Below are 16,935 nucleotides of genomic sequence, written 5' to 3'. Positions count from 1 at the left end.
TTGTTATAGACCAGTTGCAGCTCGTCGATGAAGTTGCCGGCGTTGTCGGACGCGGCTTTCATGGCCACCATCCGCGCCGCTTGCTCACTGGCGACGTTTTCCACCACCCCCTGATAAACCAGCGATTCGACATAACGCATGAGCAGATTGTCCAAAACATCTTTCGCTTCGGGCTCGTAGAGATAGTCCCAGTGATGCTTGAGGGATTCATCTTCCACGCCCTGAATGGGCAGGAGCTGCAACACTTCCGGCTTTTGAGTCATGGTGTTGACGAAGTCATTGTAGGACAGGAACAAGCGGTCGATGCGACCCTCGTTATAAGCGTCCAGCATGACCTTTACCGTGCCGATCAAATCGGCGATGCGGGGCGCATCGCCCAGATGAGACGTTTTGCCGATGATGCGGGCGCCAAGGCGTTTGAAATAGGCCTCGCCTTTGGCGCCGATGGTGCACACATCGATCTCCACGCCTTTGTCCTGCCATTCTTTCATGGCGCGCACGGTGGCTTTGAACAGGTTCACATTCAGGCCACCGCACAGACCCCGGTCGGTGGAAATCAAGATGAAACCCACCCGCCTGGCGTCCCGCTCGCTCATGAAGGGATGCTTGTATTCCGGATGGGCATGGGCCAGATGACCCACCACATTACGCATCTTCTCAGCGTAAGGCCGGCTGGCAGCCATGCGGTCCTGCGCCTTGCGCATTTTGCTGGCCGCGACCATTTCCATGGCTTTGGTGATCTTCTGAGTATTCTTGATACTCTTGATCTGGGTACGTATTTCTTTGCCGACGGCCATTAGCTCAGCCCCCGCTTACCAGACACTGTTTTTCTTGAACGACTCGATGGCCGCCCGCAGCTTGCCGGCGATTTCATCGTTGAAATTGCCGGTGCTGTTGATGTCATCCACCAGTTCCTTGTGTTCAGCGTTCATGTAGCTGTGCAAAGCGGCTTCAAAATCGCCAATCTTTTTCAGGTCCACGTCATCGAGGAAACCTTCGTTGGCGGCAAACAGGGACACAGCCTGCTCGGCGATACTGAGCGGAGAATACTGTTTCTGCTTCATCAGCTCGGTGACCCGCTGGCCCCGCTCCAGCTGCTTGCGGGTGCTGTCGTCCAAATCAGAAGCAAATTGGGCGAAGGCCGCCAGTTCGCGGTACTGCGCCAGATCCAAACGCACACCGCCGCCCAGCTTCTTGATGATCTTGGTTTGCGCCGCACCGCCGACACGGGAAACCGACAAGCCGGCGTTTACCGCGGGACGGACACCGGCATTGAACAGATCGGTCTCCAGATAAATCTGGCCGTCGGTGATAGAGATGACGTTGGTGGGCACGAAGGCCGACACGTCACCGGCCTGGGTCTCGATGATGGGCAGCGCGGTCAAGGAGCCGGTCTTTCCTTTCACTTCACCGTCTGTGAATTTTTCCACGTAGTGGGCGTTGACCCGCGAGGCCCGCTCCAGCAAGCGGGAGTGCAGGTAGAACACGTCACCGGGATAAGCCTCGCGGCCCGGCGGACGACGCAGCAACAAAGACACCTGGCGATAAGCCCAGGCCTGCTTGGTGAGATCGTCATAAATGATCAGCGCATCTTCGCCGCGGTCGCGGAAGTACTCACCCATGGCGCAGCCGGCATAAGGCGCGATGAATTGCAGGGCAGCCGGGGTGGAGGCACTGGCCGCGACGATGATGGTGTGATCCAGAGCGCCGTGCTCCTCCAGCTTGCGCACCACGTTGGCGATACTGGAAGCCTTCTGGCCCACCGCCACGTAGATACATTTAACGCCGGTGCCTTTTTGGTTGATGATGGTGTCGATGGCCACCGCTGTTTTACCGGTCTGGCGGTCGCCGATGATCAGCTCCCGCTGGCCACGGCCGATGGGGATCATTGCGTCGATGGCTTTGAGACCGGTCTGCACCGGCTGGTCCACCGACTGGCGGTCGATAACACCGGGGGCGATCTTTTCGATGGGAGAGCTGGCCGCCGCATCGACCGGGCCTTTGCCATCTATAGGGTTACCCAGGGAATCCACCACCCGCCCGAGCAGGGCGGGGCCGACAGGCACCTCCAGAATACGCCCGGTGCATTTGACCGTGTCGCCTTCGGAAATGTGCTCATACGGCCCGAGCACCACCGCGCCGACGGAGTCGCGCTCCAGGTTCAGCGCCATGCCGAAGGTGTTGCCGGGAAATTCTATCATCTCACCGTACATGACGTCGGTAAGACCGTGTATGCGCACGATGCCGTCAGTCAGGCTGACGACCGTACCCTCGTTGCGGGCTTCGGTGGTGGCCTCGAAGTTTTCGATGCGCTTTTTAATTAGTTCGCTGATCTCCGCAGAATTCAGTTGCATGATCGTTGTCCTCTTAAACGACTCAGTGGGACAGTGCCAGGCGCAGTTTGGAAAGCTGCGCCGTTACTGACCCGTCGATAACCAGATCCCCGGCGCGAATCACGGCGCCGCCAAGCAAGCTCTCGTCCACCTCAAAATGCAGGACGACCGCGCGACCCAGGCGTTTTTCCAGGGCCGCGGCCAGGCGTTCCCGCGCAGCCTCTTTGATGGGCGCGGCGGAGGTGACTTGCGCGTCAATTTTTTGCTCGGCGTCCGCTTTTTTCGCTTCAAACAGTTGGGCGATTTCCGGCAGCAAGCTCACCCGACCGTTCTCGACCAAAAGCCGAATCAGGTTCTTGCCACCCTCGGAGAACTTGTCTCCACCGATATCCAACAGCAGCTCCGCCAGGGTGCGCTTGGGAATGCGCGGGTTGCCAATCAAGCCTTGCACGTCCGGAACGCGGACCATGTCGGCGGCGAACTTCAGGCTTTCTGACCACGCGTCCAAGGCGTCTTGGACGCACGCCAGCTCGAAGACCGCCTCCGCGTAGGGGCGGGCGATAGTCGTTTTTTCTGCCATGGGTAGTGCCTAGAGTTGCGCCACGAGCGACTTGACCAGATCGTCATGCGCCTTGGCGTCTATCTCCCGCTTCAGGATTTGCTGCGCGCCCAATACCGCCAGTTCGGCAACCTGGCCGCGCAGTTGTTCCCTGGCCTGGTTGACCTCGCGCTCGATATCCGCCTTGGCGGCGGCAATCAAACGCTCACCTTCCTCGCGCGCGCTGACCTTGGCCTCTTCGATGATTTCCGCACCGCGCTTTTCAGCCTGGGCGAGGATATCAGCGGCCTGGCTCTTGGCATTGCGCAAAGCTTCTTTGGCGTGCTCCTCCGCCAGGGCCAGTTCGTGCTTGCCTTTTTCGGCGGCAGACAACCCATCAGCGATGCGTTTTTGCCGGTCTTCCAGCAGCTTGGTGACGGGCCCCCACAGCACCTTGTTGACGAACCAAATCAGCAGCACGAAGGCCGCAATCTGCCCGATCAGGGTGGCTGTAATATTCACATTCAGTTCCTCGTCTTAAATGCGCTTTCCGCTGAAGCGCCGACCAAAACCCTTAGCCACCGATGGCCGACAAAGCCGACTCTAGCGCGCCTACGAAGGGGTTGGCGAACAGGAACCACATGGCAAAGGCCAGAATAATGAAGGGGAACGACTCCATCAGTCCGGCGAAGATGAACATATTGGTCATCAGTGCGGGACGCATTTCAGGTTGACGCGCAATGCCTTCCAAAGTCTTGGCACAGATCAGGCCCCAGCCGATGGCCGAGCCCAGGCCGGCAGCGGCGAGAATCACGCCCACGCCGACAGCGGTGTAAGCGTAGATGGAAGTGAGCATTTCAGGTGTCATGTTGCTAGCCTCCTAGAAAGAGTATTGTTGAGCTTGAAAAACCGATGCGAAAAAACTAGTGATCCTTGGTGTGGGCCATGCCCAGATAAACAATGGTCAACACCATGAAAATAAAGGCCTGCAGGGTGATCACCAACAAGTGGAAGATCAACCAGCCCAGGTCGAGCACCGCCTGCAAGGGTAAAATCAACAGCGCACCCAAACCGATGGTGACCGTGCCGCCAATCAAGGCGATCAGCAGGAACACCAGCTCGCCGGCAAACAGGTTGCCGAACAGACGCAGGGCCAGGCTGAGGGGCTTGGCCAATTCCTCGATGACGGTCATGACGATATTCACCGGCACCAGGTACTTGCCGAAGGGGTGAAACAGAAACATCTTGAGATAGCCCACCGGGCCCTTGACCTTGATGTTATAGAACACGATCAAAACGAAGACCGTGAGGGACATGGCCAGGGTGGTGTTGAGGTCCGTGGTGGGCACCACCTTGAGATAGTCCACCCCCAGGGCACCGCCGATGGCCGGCAGCAGGTCCACCGGAATGAGGTCCATGAAATTCATCAACCACACCCACACAAAAATGGTGAGAGCCAGGGGGCCGATGATGGGATTGTACCCGGGGAAGGTGTCTTTGATCTGGCCGCTGACGAAATCCAGAATGGACTCAACAAAGTTCTGAAAGCCGCCCGGCACATCGGGGTTCAGCTTGCGGCTCAGGTTCCAGCCGGCGAACACCACCAGCGTGGCCAGCAGGTAACTGAAGAACAAGGTATCGAGGTGGAAGGCCCAGAAACCGGCAGCCTGGTGGGTGACCGGATCGCAATCGCCCACACAAAGGTTGGTCAGGTGGTGCTGGATGTACTCAACGGTGCCCCCACCGCCCGAAGGCTGTGTCGCGTCGCTCAAGAGTCATGCTCCTTATAAATTTCTAAATTTGTTATCAAGGGCGCGCGCGCCAAAAATGTACACCAGCTGCGCGCCGAGAAATCCTGCAACCACCGGCAAGGGGTCGAGTTTCAACAGACCCAGCCCGGCTGCGAACAGGGCCAGCACCAACACAAAGCGCAATGCGGCGCCCAAGTAGAGGATCAGCATGCTTTTGGTGCGGCTTTCCGCGGCAGCGTCCGTGGCCCTGGCCACGCCGCGCCCAAGCAGAAAAGCCAGCACGACGCTGATCAGGCCGCCGTACGCTGCAGAGGCCGCCGCCCAGTCAGTCTTGCCGATCAGAAACCCCAGCGCCACGATGCCGCTGACCGTCAGTTGCAGCGTCATGATCTTGCGGCTGGCGGCGGCAATGCCGTTCGCGGTCTTGTTCAACGCCATCCTCGAAGCTTGCACTCAGCAGCGCATGGGCTTTGAGGGTTCCGCCGACAAAGCCCAGCACGCCCAGCGAGAGCATGAATATCGGCGGCGTACCCAGCACATGGTCCAGACCCCAACCCAATAAAAAACCGGTGATCACCATGGCCGCGAGGTGCGTCCCCACGCCCGCCATGAGTATCCCGGCGCCCTTGGGCTTGTGCATGATTGAGGGATCCGATAAGACGCGAAAGTATACGCGCGCCTGGGCCCAGCCAGCAAGCTATGTGGCGGGAACAGTCCTGCCCCGGTGACGGCGCGCAGTATAAAGACCCCGGCGCGCGGGGTCAACGGAAATTCGGGACGGTCTGTTCCGTTGTCCCGATCGAGACCGGCGCCGCCCGAGGTGGGTCAGGGCCGGTCACAAAGCCCTGCCGGACATCACCGAAAACGAGGCAACAACGGCCCTGAGGAGCGCATCCGCCGAGGCAGGGCTAGGCGCTCATTTCACGTGCGCCAAAATCCCCTCAAGCTCATCGAGGCTGTTGTAATGAATCACCAGCTTGCCCTTGCCCTTGCCCGACTGGCGCACGTGCACGGCGGCGCCCAGGCGTTCCGACAGCTCGTCCTGCAGGCGGCGCACATCCGGGTCTTGCGGTGATGCCGGGGTGGCGGCTGCGGGGGGCGCGGTGAGCTTGCGCACCAGGCTTTCCGTTTCGCGCACCGAGAGCCCCTTGGCCACAACGATACGGGCGGCGTCGGTCTGGGCGGCGCCCTGCAGGGCCAGCAGGGCGCGGGCGTGGCCCATTTCCAGGTCGCCCTTTTCCAGCAGGCGTTTGACGTCGTCATCGAGTTCCAGCAAACGCAACAGGTTGCTCACTGCTGCGCGGGAACGGCCCACGGCCTGGGCGACTTCCTGATGGGTCAGACCGAATTGTTCAATCAAACGCTTGAGGGCAACGGATTCTTCGATGGGGTTGAGGTCTTCCCGCTGGATGTTTTCGATCAGCGCCATGGCCATGGCGGCCTGCTCGGAAACATCGCGCACCACCGCCGGGATGTCCTGCAAACCCGCCAGCTGGGCGGCGCGCCAGCGGCGTTCGCCGGCGATGATTTCGTAGACGCCGTCTTTGGGTTTGACAACAATGGGCTGGACCACGCCCTGGGCACGGATGGACTCCGCCAGTTCCTCCAGCGCCTCAGGCTGGATGGCCATGCGCGGCTGATAGGGGCCGCGCCGGATCAAATCCACGGGAAGCGTTTTGAGTTGGCCGTCCAGGGCCCGGGCGGCCGCTTCGGTACCGGGCGCGCCGGGCTCCACCCCGCTCAACAGCGCATCCAGGCCGCGCCCCAAACCCCGTTTCTTTGCAGCCATTGCTAATAAACCGCAGTTTCTTCAGGCACCACCAGCGGCGGCGTGGGCCTGGCCCCTTCCCGGCGCAGCATCTCGCCTGCCAGGGCCAGATAGGCCTGGGCGCCCCGGGACAGCCGGTCATAGAGCAATACGGGCAAACCGTGGCTGGGCGCCTCGGCCAGGCGCACGTTGCGCGGAATGACGGTGCGGTAGACCCGGTCGCCGAAATGCTCCACCAATTGGGCGGACACATCATTGGCCAGCTTGTTGCGCGGATCGAACATGGTGCGAAGCACGCCTTCCACGTGCAAATCAGGATTGAGCGCGGTTTTGATTTTGTCCAACGTGCCCAGCAGGGCCGACAACCCTTCCAAAGCATAGTATTCGCACTGCATGGGAATAATCACCCCCGCGGCGCAGACCAAACCGTTCAGGGTCAGCATGTTCAGGGAGGGGGGACAGTCAATGAGCACATAGTCGTACTGCGCCGCCTGGTCCACCAGAACACGGCGCAGGCGCTGCTCGCGTTGGGGCTGGTCCAGCAAGCCCACTTCCGCGGCGGTGAGATCGGCGTTGGCGGGCAGGATATCGTAGCCGGGCGTGCCGGTGCGCAACACCACGGCGCCGAAACCGGCCTCCCCCATGAGCAGCTCGTAGACAGACTGCGTCAAGGTGTATTTGTCCACCCCGCTGCCCATGGTGGCATTGCCCTGGGGGTCGAGGTCCACCAGCAACACCCGGCGGTGAGTGGCGGCCAGGGAGGCGGCGAGATTGACGCTGGTCGTGGTCTTGCCCACGCCCCCTTTCTGGTTCGCAATGGCGATGATTTTGCCCACAGGTGTAAGTGACCTTAGCTAGTGCTGTGGCAGGGATTATAAGCCACCGGCCCGCAAACGCCATATTCGGCGGTGATTTACCGGGGATTTTGCCGGATCCGGATGATGTGCCGCTGCCCGCGCAACCCAGGCACGGTGACGGGATGGAGACCCGCGACGCCGCAGTCATGGGGCAGGTCGCGGAGTTCCTGCCCGGGATCGCGGGCTTTCAGCAGCAACCATTGGCCACCCGGCCGGATGAGTGGCCGGGTGAGGTCCAGCAGTTCGGCCACCGTGGTCATGGCGCGGCTGGTGATGGTGTGGAAGCCTTCTTGCGGGCGGTAGAGTTCCACCCGGCTGCTGACCACCGTCACATTGCCCAGGCCCAGTTCCGCGACGGCCTGGTTCAAAAAGCGGGTTTTTTTGGCGACGCTGTCCAGCACCACCACCTCCAGCGCAGGCTGGGCAATGGCCAGGGGAATGCCGGGCAGACCGGCGCCACTGCCCACGTCCAGCAAACGCGGGCCGTGAACATGGGGCAGGGCGGTGAGGCTGTCCAACAGGTGGCGGGTCACCATATCCGCCGGCTCACGCACCGCGGTCAGGTTGTAGACCCGGTTCCATTTGCGCAGCAAGGCAAGATAGGCCAGCAGGCGCTGCCGCTGACCGGCGGTGAGGGGCAGGCCCAGGGTGTCGATGCCGCGCTCCAGACGGCGGGCCGGCTCACCGCTCTCGCTCGCCCCATGGCTCATCGGGCTGGATTCACTCCGCCCAACAGACCTGATCGCGCCCGCCGCGCTTGGCCTGGTAGAGCGCCCGGTCGGCCTCTTGCAGCATGCCGGCCATGATGCGGGGAGCGCTTTGGGCTGCGCGGCGCACGGCGCGGATGTCATGGTCGGCGCAGCGCCAGGTGCAGCCACCGAGCGAGGCGGTCAGGCGAACTTCGCCCTCAGGATGGTTGAAGCGCAGGGCGGCCACCGCGCCGCGCACCCGTTCAGCGGCGATGCGGCCGCTGTCCTCCCCGGTTTCCGGCAGAACCAGGCACATTTCCTCGCCACCCACCCGGGCCGCCACGTCGGAACCGCGCAGGGTGCTTTTCAACACGCCGGCGACCGACTGCAATACGGTGTCGCCGAACAGATGGCCGTAGTTGTCGTTCAAGTGCTTGAAATGGTCCAGGTCGATCATGACGATCGACAAAGGCTGGGCGGACCGGCTGTGGCGGGCAATCTCTGCCGGCAGCAACTCCTCGAACCGGCGCCGGTTCACCAGGGCGGTGAGGGAGTCATAGTAGGCCAGTTGCGCCAGGCGCTGGTAGGCTTGCAACAGTTCTTCCGCCAGCCGCTCCCGCTCCCGCAGGGCCCGTTCGAGACGACGGGCTGCATTGGGCGCGCCACGCTGGCTTTGTATCAGGCGGCGGTTGGCATTGTCCAGCACTTTGTCGAAAGCCTGCTGCGGCGCCACCCGCACCCCCAGAGCCGCTGCCGCCGCCGTGACCCCCTGGGGCAGCGCTTCGAACAGGGCTTCGCTTTGCTGCTGGGTCAGGCAGAAGTCGTCCGCCATCAGTTTGCGGCAGTGGGCCGCGGCCAGGCGCTTGTCCTCGGCGTTGTACACCGCGGCAATCCAGTCGGCGCAGGCGGCGATGCGCGCCAGGGTGGCGCTGGCAGGGGGAAGATCATCCAGGGCCCGGTCATGGTGGCGGGCCAGAGGTAGGTGCAGCTCTTCCGGCAGGGCCCAGGATCGGGCCAGTTCCCGGGCCACTTGGTCGTGGGTAACACCAAACAGCTCCCGCTCCAACACCAGCCGTTGGTCCGGGTTCATGCCGCACATACGCGACCAGGTGGCGGCCTGTTGGGGCCGGGACTGAAGCAAGACCATCAGGCCCACGTCCTGCAACAGGGCAATGGTGAAGGCCTCCCCGGGCTCGGCGGATACCGCCTCGGCCAGCAGGTGTGCGCCCACGGCGCGTTGCAGCACCGTCTCCCAATAGGTCAGGGCGTCCGGCTCGGGGAGGGGATGGCTGCGGAGACTCTCCCGGGCGGAAAAGAACAGCACGAAATTGCGCAGGGCCCGCATACCCAAGGCAGCAACCGCCTGGGCGATGGTGCTCACGGACCGGCCCCCGCCAAAAAACGGGGAATTGGCGAGGCGCAACAGCTCCGCCACCAGGGCGGCATCATGGCCAATGGCCGCTTCCAGGGTGCACCCGTCAATATCGGGATCGGCACAGGCATGCAGCACCCGCAGGACGACGGCGGGAGGGGTGGGTAAATCGGAAGGCGCCAGGGCGGAACAGCGGGCTTGTACGGTGGCGGCGGTGCTCATAAACAAATCCTCATCCCAAACCCGGGGGAATGCCGCTTGCGGTACGTTTTGACCGGCGCCGTATTCAACGGCGGACCGCCGGGAATTTTTAGGCCGGCGGGAACGCTCAGTTCAGACGAACCCAGTTCACTTGGTTGCGACCGGAATTTTTTGACAGGTACAACGCCTTGTCGGCCGCTTCCAGCAGCGATTTCATGATGTCATCGGCTGCGGCCCGGGTACGGCTGCTGCCGTGCCAGGTGCTGCCACCCAATGAGACGGTCAGGCGCACATCCCCGTGACCCCCTTGCAGGATCCGGCCTTCTACCGAGGCACGCAAGCGTTCGGCGGCAGTTTTACCCCCTTCGGCCGATGTATCGGGCAACAACAGGCAAAGCTCGTCGCCCCCCAGGCGGCCGCCGGCATCGCTGGCCCGCAAGGTGGCACGCACCGCGTCCGACACGGCGGCCAAAGCGGCATCGCCCAGGGCGTGGCCATGGGTGTCGTTGATGGTTTTGAAATGATCGATGTCCAGCGCAACCACCGACAGCGTTTGGCCGGCGCGCCCGTGGCGCAGCACTTCGCGACAGAACAAATCTTCGAAGCGACGCCGGTTGACCAACCGCGTCAGCGGGTCAAAAAAGGCCAGCCGGGCGACGCGCTCGTAGGCCTCCAGCAACTCTTCCGCCAGCCGCTCGCGGGCGGCCAAGGCGGTCTCCAGCCTGGCATGGCCCCCTTCCCCCTGCCCGCCCACCACCAGGCGCCGGTTGGCATCGGCCAACACATCCGTGAGGGGGCTTTGCCGGCCGATATTGACACCCAGGGCCAGGGCGGCGTCTTCCACACCTTTTGGCAAAGCGGCCAGCAGGGCATCAATTCTGTGCTGGTCCACCCCGAGGGTTTCACAAATACGGCGCCGGCAACACACCAGCGCCAGCCGTTTGTCGGTGGCGGAATAAACGGCCGCCATCCAGTCTGAGCAGGCGGCAATCCGGGCCAGGCGTTGGACGCCAGGATCTTGATCGTCCCATTCCAGGCAATGGTGCGCGGCCCAGGGAATGGTCAGTTCCTCGGGCAAGTGCCAGTTTTCCCCCAGCAGCTGTCCCACTTTGTCATGGGTGATACCGAACAATTCCTGCTCCAGGTGGTAACGCTCGTCAGGATCGGCAGCGCACAGGGTGTCCCAATGCTGAACAGCGTGGGGATAGACGATAAACAAGGCCAGCAGACCCAGGTCTTGAAGCAGGCCCAGGGTAAACGCTTCTTCGGCGTCGGCCCCTACCGCCTCCGCGAGTGAACGGGCGCTCACGGCCCGACGCAGGGACTGGTCCCAGAATTTGAGCAGGTCGAAATTGGGAATGGGGTGGGCCCGCACGGTTTCCCTGGCCAGAAACATCAAAGCGATGTGGCGCAGCGTGTCCTGACCCAGCAGCATGATGGCCTGATTCAGCTTGGTGACCGGCTGGCGCAAGCCATACAAGGGTGAGTTGACCATGCGCAGCAGTTCCGCCACCAGGGTCGCATTCTGGCCGATGATTTTTTGCAGCTGGGGCGCACTGATATCGGGGTCGGCGCAGGCCTTGACAAGGCGCAGGGCCACATCCGGGGGGGAAGGCAGATCACGGGGATTGAGTTGGCCTAAGGTGCCCATCGTCATCGCTGTCCTCCCTTATGCGGTACTGGCGGGTGCCCTCGCACCCATGATGTCCTTAAGTCTTCGGTTCAGGCCATACGCCGCAATGGCCCGAGGCGTCGCTTTTTCAAGTGCACCAGCAGCAATGAAACGGCCGCTGGGGTCACCCCCGGAATCCGCCCCGCCTGGCCCACAGTGAGCGGCCGCACCTGTTGCAGCTTCTCGGTGACTTCGGCCGACAGCCCCCTGACCTCGGTGTAGTCGAGATCCCCGGGCAGGGCGGTGTCTTCCTGCTGGCGGTTGCGGGCGACCTCGGCCTGCTGGCGTTCGATGTAGCCGGCGTAGCACGCCTGGATGTGCACCTGCTCCGCTACCTCGGGGTCGGCCACGCCGGGGCCGAGGCCGGGCAGGCTCATCAATGCCCGGTAGCTGACACCGGGCCGCCGCAGCAATTCCAGCGCCGTGACGTCCTGGCTCAAGGGCCCCCCCAACACCGTGTGGGCAAAGGCTTGTGGAAGCTCTCCCGCTTTGATCCGGCAGCGGGCCAGGCGCTGTTGCTCCTGCTCCAGGGCAGTGCGTTTTTCGTTGAAGCGGCGCCAGCGCTGCTCGTCCACCAGACCCAGCTCACGGCCGATGGGGGTGAGGCGAAAATCGGCATTGTCCTCCCGCAACAACAAACGGTACTCCGCCCGGCTGGTGAACATGCGATAGGGCTCCTGGGTGCCGCAGGTGGTGAGATCGTCCACCAGCACCCCCAGATAGGCCTGGTCCCGCCGCGGCGTCCACGGGGCTTCGCCGCGCACCTTGAGGGCGGCGTTGATCCCCGCCAGCAGGCCCTGGGCGGCCGCCTCCTCGTAACCCGTGGTGCCGTTGATCTGACCGGCAAAAAACAGCCCGTCTATGCACTTGGTTTCCAGCGACGGCTTGAGGTCCCGCGGATCGAAATAGTCGTATTCGATGGCATAACCGGGGCGCGTGATGTGGGCCTGTTCGAAACCGGGAATGGAACGGACCAGCTCGCACTGCACGTCGAAGGGCAGGCTGGTGGAAATGCCGTTGGGATAAACTTCGGTGGTGTTCAGGCCCTCCGGCTCGACGAAAATCTGGTGGGCATCTTTGCCGGCAAAGCGCACCACTTTGTCTTCGATGGAAGGACAATAGCGCGGCCCCACCCCCGCAATCACACCCGCGTACAGGGGGGAGCGGGACAAGCCGGCGCGGATGATGTCATGGGTGCGCGCGGTGGTGTAGGTGATATGGCACACCTGCTGCGGGGGATGGTCGTCGGCATGACCCAGAAAAGAGAAAACCGGCACCGGCGTATCCCCGGGCTGTTCCCGCAGCTTGCTGTAGTCGATGCTGCGGCCGTCTAAGCGCGGCGGGGTGCCTGTTTTGAGGCGGCCCACCCGCAGGGGAAGTTCCCGCAGACGCGCCGCCAGCCTTTGGGCCGGGGGATCACCCGCCCGGCCGCCGGGGTGGTTGGTCAGACCCACGTGGATGCAACCGCCCAAAAACGTGCCCACCGTCAGGACCACGGTGGGCGAGCGAAACGGCAGCCCCATCTGGGTGAGCACGCCCGCCACGTTCCCGCCCTCGATGAGCAGATCGTCCACCCCTTGTTGAAACAAGGTCAGATTGGGCTGCTGTTCCAGGACGGTGCGCACAGCCTGTTTGTACAAGGACCGGTCTGCCTGGCAGCGGGTGGCACGCACCGCAGGACCTTTGCGGGCGTTGAGCGTGCGGAACTGGATTCCGGCGCGGTCAGCGGCCCGTGCCATCACCCCGCCCAGGGCATCGATTTCCTTCACCAGGTGGCCCTTGCCGATGCCGCCTATGGCCGGGTTGCAGCTCATCTGGCCCAGGGTGTCGATGTTTTGGGTCAATAACAATGTGCGCGCACCGCTGCGCGCCGCTGCGAGCGCGGCTTCGGTACCGGCATGACCGCCCCCGACGACGATAACGTCAAACTGCTGTGCAGACTGCATGGGAAATATATGCGCGGAAAAGATAACAATGGATTGTAATCAAAAAGTTGGGGGAACGTCCAAGGCGGAAGGTAAATTTTTTGTAAGGCGTCAGCGCAGCCCGGACGGCCCGCTGCCGGTGATCTGCCCTTCAGGGCGCGGCGCCACGGGCCGATAAACAGAGCGGGGACTTGGCAACGATACGAGGGGACGCTTATGCACAGGCAAAGCGGACTGAGTCTGGTTGAAATCGTTCTGCTGATACTGGTCGTCGGCGTCATCGCCAGCATGGCCATTCCACGCTTCGTGAGCCCCGATGCTTCTTCGCAACGGCTCGCCATCGATGCCCTGGCGGGCCATCTGGCCAGTGCCTCGGTCATGAATTACGCCCGCGAGCAAGCGCATCCCGGCGAGGGCGTGCCAGTGTTCAATTGCGCGCAAACCGTGCGACTGTTGAATCGGGGGGAACTGCCTGAAGGTTACAGCATCTTCAAAACCCCTCTGGGTACCGTGGAAGGAGATTCGGCACAGTGCACCCTCACCGGACCGATGGACACGCGGGCGGTGTTTCGGGCGATTCACGTCGATCCGGCCATTTGAGGACGGCCACGGGTCGCTTATTTTCCGATACAAAATTCAGCAAATATTTTTCCCAGCAACTCATCGGGGGTCACTTCGCCGGTGATTGTTCCCAGGTGCCGCTGCGCTAAGCGCAGCTCTTCGGCAAACAGCTCATTCCGGTTCTGATACAGGTGGCTTCTGGCCTGCCGGAAACAGCCGGCGGCCGCATCCAAAGCGTCCAGATGGCGCCGCCGCGCGACGAAAACACCTTCCGTGGTCATGGCCCCGCTGGCAGTCCCCACCAGGTGGCGTTTCAGTACCTCCAGGCCGGTGCCGCCAGTGGCTGAAACACTGTAGCCGTCTCGCCCGCCATGGGGACGGGGTCCGGCCTGCCGGCCGGACAGATCAATCTTGTTGTGCACCACGGTGACCGGCACCGATGCCGGCATGGCGGTCAGCAGGGCCTCGTCCTCGCTGCCCCAGGGCGCGGTGTCGTCCCGGACCAGCAGTATCCGGTCGGCCTGCGCCATTTCGGCCCGGGCCCGCGCAATGCCCGCTTGTTCCACCGGATCGACACCCTCGCGCAATCCGGCCGTGTCGACGATGTGCAGGGGAATGCCGTCGATATGCAGATATTCCCGTACCAGATCCCGGGTGGTGCCGGCTACCGGTGTGACTATCGCGCAGTCACGCTCGGCCAGGGCGTTGAGCAGGCTGGACTTGCCGGCGTTAGGCCGCCCGGCAATGACCACTTTGATGCCGTCGCGCAGCAAGCGGCCCTGGCGGGCGCCCTGGCGCAATTGCTGCAGGGCATTGTCCGCCTCGTCCAGGGTTTGCCGCAGCTGCTCATCTTGCAAAGGATCGATATCGTCTTCAGGAAAATCAATGCTCGCTTCCACGCACGTCCGCAACCAGGTGAGACGTTGCACCAGGGCGCGGATGCGGTCGGACAGCGCCCCGTCCAGGGCACGCAGCGCCGCCCGGGCGGCGCTGCGACTGCCGCTGGCGATGAGATCGGCCACTGCTTCAGCCTGGGCCAGATCCAGTTTGTCGTTGAGGTAAGCGCGTTCCGTGAATTCACCGGAGCGGGCGTGGCGCGCACCCAGGGCGAGCGCCCGTTCCAGCAACATATCCAATACCACGGGGCCACCGTGGCCATGCAGCTCCAAAACGTCTTCACCAGTGTATGAATGGGGCGCGGGGAAATAGAGGGCCAGGCCGTGGTCGATGGGCGCGTCGTCATGGCCGCGAAACGGCAGGTAGCTGGCGTGGCGGGGCGGTGGCAGCATCCCCAGCATCCCGCGGGCTATTGCGGCAGCACGGGGGCCGGATATGCGGATGATGCCGATGCCGCCGCGTCCCGCGGGCGTGGCCACGGCGGCGATGGTATCGGTCAGCTCGGTCATGGTCGCCGATGCAGGGATGTCCTCAGCCGGTCTTGACGTTCACCGCATCCAGCTCGCGCATCACGTACCATTGCTGGGCGATGGACAGCGTGTTGTTGCTGACCCAGTAGAGCACCAGACCCGCCGGAAAGAAGGCAAAGAACAAGGTGAAGATAAACGGCAGCGCCATCAGTATTTTCGCCTGCAGGGGGTCGGGCGGCGGCGGATTGAGTTTCTGCTGAATGAACATCGTGGCGCCCATGAGCAGGGGCAGCACGTAATAGGGATCTTTGACCGAGAGATCCTGAATCCAGAGTGCGAAGGGCGCCTGGCGCAACTCAATGCTTTCCAGCAATACCCAGTACAGGGCGATGAATACCGGTATCTGGATGAGTATGGGCAGACAGCCGCCCAATGGATTGACCTTCTCCTTCTTATAGAGCTCCATCATCGCCTGCCCCAGGCGCTGGCGATCTTCACCATAGCGTTCCTTGAGTTGAACGAACTTCGGCTGCAGTTTGCGCATTTTCGCCATGGAGCGGTAACTGGCGCGGGAGGGTATGTAGAACAACAGCTTGACCAGAAAGGTCAGCACGATGATGGACACGCCCCAGTTGCCCACCAGGTAATGGATGCCTTCCATGAGCAGGAACAGCGGCTTGGAAATGAAGGTCAGCCAGCCGTAATCCACGGTAAGGTCCAGGTTGGGCGCCGCCGCTTCCAGCCGGTGTTGCAGCTTGGGTCCGACGAACAAACGCGAACTGAATTCCCCTTCGCTGCCGGACGCCACGGTGAGGGGTGAAGAAATGGCGCCGAGCACGAAGCGGTCGCCGCTCAGGGCCTTGCTGTAGAGGTGATCTGATTCACCCTGGTTCAGCAACCAGGCGGCGACAAAGTAGTGCTGGATCATGGCCAGCCACCCCCCCTTGGTATCTTTGTCAAGGTTGGTCTGCGCCATGTCGTCGAAGGAGATTTTCCGATAGTTGTCGTCGTCGGTGGATATCACGCCGCCGGTATAGGTGTAGAGCAATTTGGACGCGCGCTCGGTTTTTATTCGCTGCAGCTGGCGGTAGCTGCGGCCTTCCCAGGGCGAGGTTGTAGCGTTGTGGACCGTGTGCTTCAGATCAATCACATAACGGTCACGGGTGAAGGTATAGGTCTTAGTGACGGTCAAACCCTTGCCGTCGGTCCACCGCAACGGCACGGTCAGCCGGTCCTGACCGGGGGCAAGCTCGTAGTGGGTCTGGGGCACATCGTACAAGGTGTGGTGGTCTGGTGCGCCGCTGGCCGAAATCAGGCCCGATTGGGCGACGTGGAGTTTGCTCGGCGCGTCATTGAGAAGCCGCACAGGCTTGTCGGGCTGATCCGGGGACACAGGGTAGTCGGGCAGGTCTACAATACGGACGTCACCGCCCAAGGTGTCGATTTCCGCCACCAGGCGGTCAGTCACCACGCGGATGCGTTTGCCTTTTTTCAGTGATTTGCGGGTGACTTCCGGTACCGGGCTGGGGGGCACGGCAGGCACGCTGCCGGCATCCGCCGCAGGGACGGTGGCGCCTGCATCCGGGGCGGGCGGGCCGCTGTCCACGGGCAGCCCAGAGACCTGCGAGGGCGGCGGTGCGGTGGTGTCTCCCCGCCAGGCATCCCACAGCAACAAGGTAACAATGGCGAGAGCGACGAATAAAATAAGCCGTTGGTTATCCATTATGAATGTTCACGTTTTGTCAGTTCGCGTGGCACGGGATCCCAGCCGCCGGCATGCCAGGGATGGCAGCGGCTGACGCGGCGCAAGGTCAGACAGGTGCCGCTGACCAGGCCGTGGCGCCGGTATGCTTCTTCCGCGTAGGCGGAACAGGAAGGCTGGAAGCGGCAATGACGGCCGA

Annotated in this window: 18 protein-coding genes; 1 reads left to right on the top strand and 17 read right to left on the bottom strand. The window is 62.7% G+C overall.

Annotated elements, in window-relative coordinates:
- From atpG to mnmG, 14 genes are all read right to left on the bottom strand, one after another.
- Positions 1 to 797 (bottom strand): F0F1 ATP synthase subunit gamma (gene atpG / locus ENJ19_00165; protein HHM04143.1); only part of this gene is annotated, 797 nt, incomplete at its 3' end.
- Between the two features lie 15 nt (positions 798 to 812).
- Complete coding sequence (locus ENJ19_00160; protein ID HHM04142.1) at positions 813 to 2,354, bottom strand: F0F1 ATP synthase subunit alpha; 1,542 nt, start codon at positions 2,352 to 2,354, stop codon at positions 813 to 815.
- Positions 2,355 to 2,376: 22 nt separating this feature from the next.
- Complete coding sequence (locus ENJ19_00155; GenBank protein ID HHM04141.1) at positions 2,377 to 2,913, bottom strand: F0F1 ATP synthase subunit delta; 537 nt, start codon at positions 2,911 to 2,913, stop codon at positions 2,377 to 2,379.
- 9 nt (positions 2,914 to 2,922) lie between these two features.
- Positions 2,923 to 3,393, bottom strand: coding sequence for a F0F1 ATP synthase subunit B (locus tag ENJ19_00150; protein ID HHM04140.1), 471 nt, complete (start codon positions 3,391 to 3,393; stop codon positions 2,923 to 2,925).
- Positions 3,394 to 3,445: 52 nt separating this feature from the next.
- Positions 3,446 to 3,739, bottom strand: a complete 294-nt coding sequence (atpE, locus tag ENJ19_00145) for a F0F1 ATP synthase subunit C (protein ID HHM04139.1) — start codon at positions 3,737 to 3,739, stop codon at positions 3,446 to 3,448.
- A 55-nt stretch (positions 3,740 to 3,794) separates the two neighbouring features.
- Positions 3,795 to 4,643 (bottom strand): F0F1 ATP synthase subunit A, encoded by an 849-nt coding sequence (gene atpB / locus ENJ19_00140; protein ID HHM04138.1) that lies wholly within the window; start codon positions 4,641 to 4,643, stop codon positions 3,795 to 3,797.
- A 12-nt stretch (positions 4,644 to 4,655) separates the two neighbouring features.
- Positions 4,656 to 5,060, bottom strand: a complete 405-nt coding sequence (locus ENJ19_00135; protein ID HHM04137.1) for an ATP synthase subunit I — start codon at positions 5,058 to 5,060, stop codon at positions 4,656 to 4,658.
- Positions 4,948 to 5,262 (bottom strand): AtpZ/AtpI family protein, encoded by a 315-nt coding sequence (locus tag ENJ19_00130; protein ID HHM04136.1) that lies wholly within the window; start codon positions 5,260 to 5,262, stop codon positions 4,948 to 4,950. Before ENJ19_00130 ends, ENJ19_00135 begins: the two co-directional genes overlap by 113 nt.
- A gap of 276 nt (positions 5,263 to 5,538) precedes the next feature.
- Entirely contained in the window at positions 5,539 to 6,411 is an 873-nt protein-coding gene (locus ENJ19_00125) for a ParB/RepB/Spo0J family partition protein (protein ID HHM04135.1), read from the bottom strand.
- Between the two features lie 2 nt (positions 6,412 to 6,413).
- Positions 6,414 to 7,226 carry a ParA family protein gene (locus tag ENJ19_00120; protein ID HHM04134.1) on the bottom strand — a complete coding sequence of 271 codons (813 nt, stop codon included), beginning with the start codon at positions 7,224 to 7,226 and terminating at the stop codon, positions 6,414 to 6,416.
- Between the two features lie 77 nt (positions 7,227 to 7,303).
- Entirely contained in the window at positions 7,304 to 7,957 is a 654-nt protein-coding gene (gene rsmG / locus ENJ19_00115; protein HHM04133.1) for a 16S rRNA (guanine(527)-N(7))-methyltransferase RsmG, read from the bottom strand.
- Positions 7,958 to 7,967: 10 nt separating this feature from the next.
- Entirely contained in the window at positions 7,968 to 9,530 is a 1,563-nt protein-coding gene (locus ENJ19_00110) for a GGDEF domain-containing protein (protein ID HHM04132.1), read from the bottom strand.
- Between the two features lie 106 nt (positions 9,531 to 9,636).
- On the bottom strand, positions 9,637 to 11,166 hold the full coding sequence (locus tag ENJ19_00105; protein HHM04131.1) for a GGDEF domain-containing protein: 1,530 nt from the start codon (positions 11,164 to 11,166) through the stop codon (positions 9,637 to 9,639).
- A 65-nt stretch (positions 11,167 to 11,231) separates the two neighbouring features.
- Positions 11,232 to 13,127, bottom strand: a complete 1,896-nt coding sequence (gene mnmG / locus ENJ19_00100; protein ID HHM04130.1) for a tRNA uridine-5-carboxymethylaminomethyl(34) synthesis enzyme MnmG — start codon at positions 13,125 to 13,127, stop codon at positions 11,232 to 11,234.
- Positions 13,128 to 13,322: 195 nt separating this feature from the next.
- Between mnmG and ENJ19_00095 the strand changes: the two genes are divergently transcribed.
- Complete coding sequence (locus ENJ19_00095; GenBank protein ID HHM04129.1) at positions 13,323 to 13,706, top strand: type II secretion system protein; 384 nt, start codon at positions 13,323 to 13,325, stop codon at positions 13,704 to 13,706.
- Between the two features lie 17 nt (positions 13,707 to 13,723).
- Here ENJ19_00095 and mnmE read toward each other — a convergent pair whose 3' ends face one another.
- The 3 genes from mnmE to yidD form a co-directional block, all read right to left on the bottom strand.
- A complete protein-coding gene (gene mnmE, locus ENJ19_00090) occupies positions 13,724 to 15,073 on the bottom strand; it encodes a tRNA uridine-5-carboxymethylaminomethyl(34) synthesis GTPase MnmE (GenBank protein ID HHM04128.1) in 1,350 nt (449 codons plus the stop codon).
- A gap of 22 nt (positions 15,074 to 15,095) precedes the next feature.
- Positions 15,096 to 16,757 carry a membrane protein insertase YidC gene (gene yidC, locus ENJ19_00085; GenBank protein ID HHM04127.1) on the bottom strand — a complete coding sequence of 554 codons (1,662 nt, stop codon included), beginning with the start codon at positions 16,755 to 16,757 and terminating at the stop codon, positions 15,096 to 15,098.
- A partial coding sequence (yidD, locus tag ENJ19_00080) for a membrane protein insertion efficiency factor YidD (protein ID HHM04126.1) occupies positions 16,757 to 16,935 on the bottom strand: 179 nt, incomplete at its 5' end. The genes yidD and yidC, both read right to left, overlap by 1 nt.

Source organism: Gammaproteobacteria bacterium (assembly GCA_011375345.1).
Lineage (GTDB): Bacteria > Pseudomonadota > Gammaproteobacteria > DRLM01 > DRLM01 > DRLM01.
The sequence above is the reverse complement of the archived record's forward strand: the minus strand, read 5'-3'. Positions and strand labels throughout refer to the sequence as shown.

Bases quoted from the DNA above. Each gene is read 5' to 3' on its own strand.
- ENJ19_00160 (HHM04142.1), bottom strand. From the start codon at position 2,354: ATGCAACTGAATTCTGCGGAGATCAGCGAACTAATTAAAAAGCGCATC.
- ENJ19_00155 (HHM04141.1), bottom strand. From the start codon at position 2,913: ATGGCAGAAAAAACGACTATCGCCCGCCCCTACGCGGAGGCGGTCTTC.
- atpE (HHM04139.1), bottom strand. From the start codon at position 3,739: ATGACACCTGAAATGCTCACTTCCATCTACGCTTACACCGCTGTCGGC.
- ENJ19_00135 (HHM04137.1), bottom strand. From the start codon at position 5,060: ATGGCGTTGAACAAGACCGCGAACGGCATTGCCGCCGCCAGCCGCAAG.
- ENJ19_00130 (HHM04136.1), bottom strand. From the start codon at position 5,262: ATGCACAAGCCCAAGGGCGCCGGGATACTCATGGCGGGCGTGGGGACG.
- ENJ19_00125 (HHM04135.1), bottom strand. From the start codon at position 6,411: ATGGCTGCAAAGAAACGGGGTTTGGGGCGCGGCCTGGATGCGCTGTTG.
- rsmG (HHM04133.1), bottom strand. From the start codon at position 7,957: ATGAGCCATGGGGCGAGCGAGAGCGGTGAGCCGGCCCGCCGTCTGGAG.
- ENJ19_00110 (HHM04132.1), bottom strand. From the start codon at position 9,530: ATGAGCACCGCCGCCACCGTACAAGCCCGCTGTTCCGCCCTGGCGCCT.
- ENJ19_00105 (HHM04131.1), bottom strand. From the start codon at position 11,166: ATGACGATGGGCACCTTAGGCCAACTCAATCCCCGTGATCTGCCTTCC.
- mnmG (HHM04130.1), bottom strand. From the start codon at position 13,127: ATGCAGTCTGCACAGCAGTTTGACGTTATCGTCGTCGGGGGCGGTCAT.
- ENJ19_00095 (HHM04129.1), top strand. From the start codon at position 13,323: ATGCACAGGCAAAGCGGACTGAGTCTGGTTGAAATCGTTCTGCTGATA.
- mnmE (HHM04128.1), bottom strand. From the start codon at position 15,073: ATGACCGAGCTGACCGATACCATCGCCGCCGTGGCCACGCCCGCGGGA.
- yidC (HHM04127.1), bottom strand. From the start codon at position 16,757: ATGGATAACCAACGGCTTATTTTATTCGTCGCTCTCGCCATTGTTACC.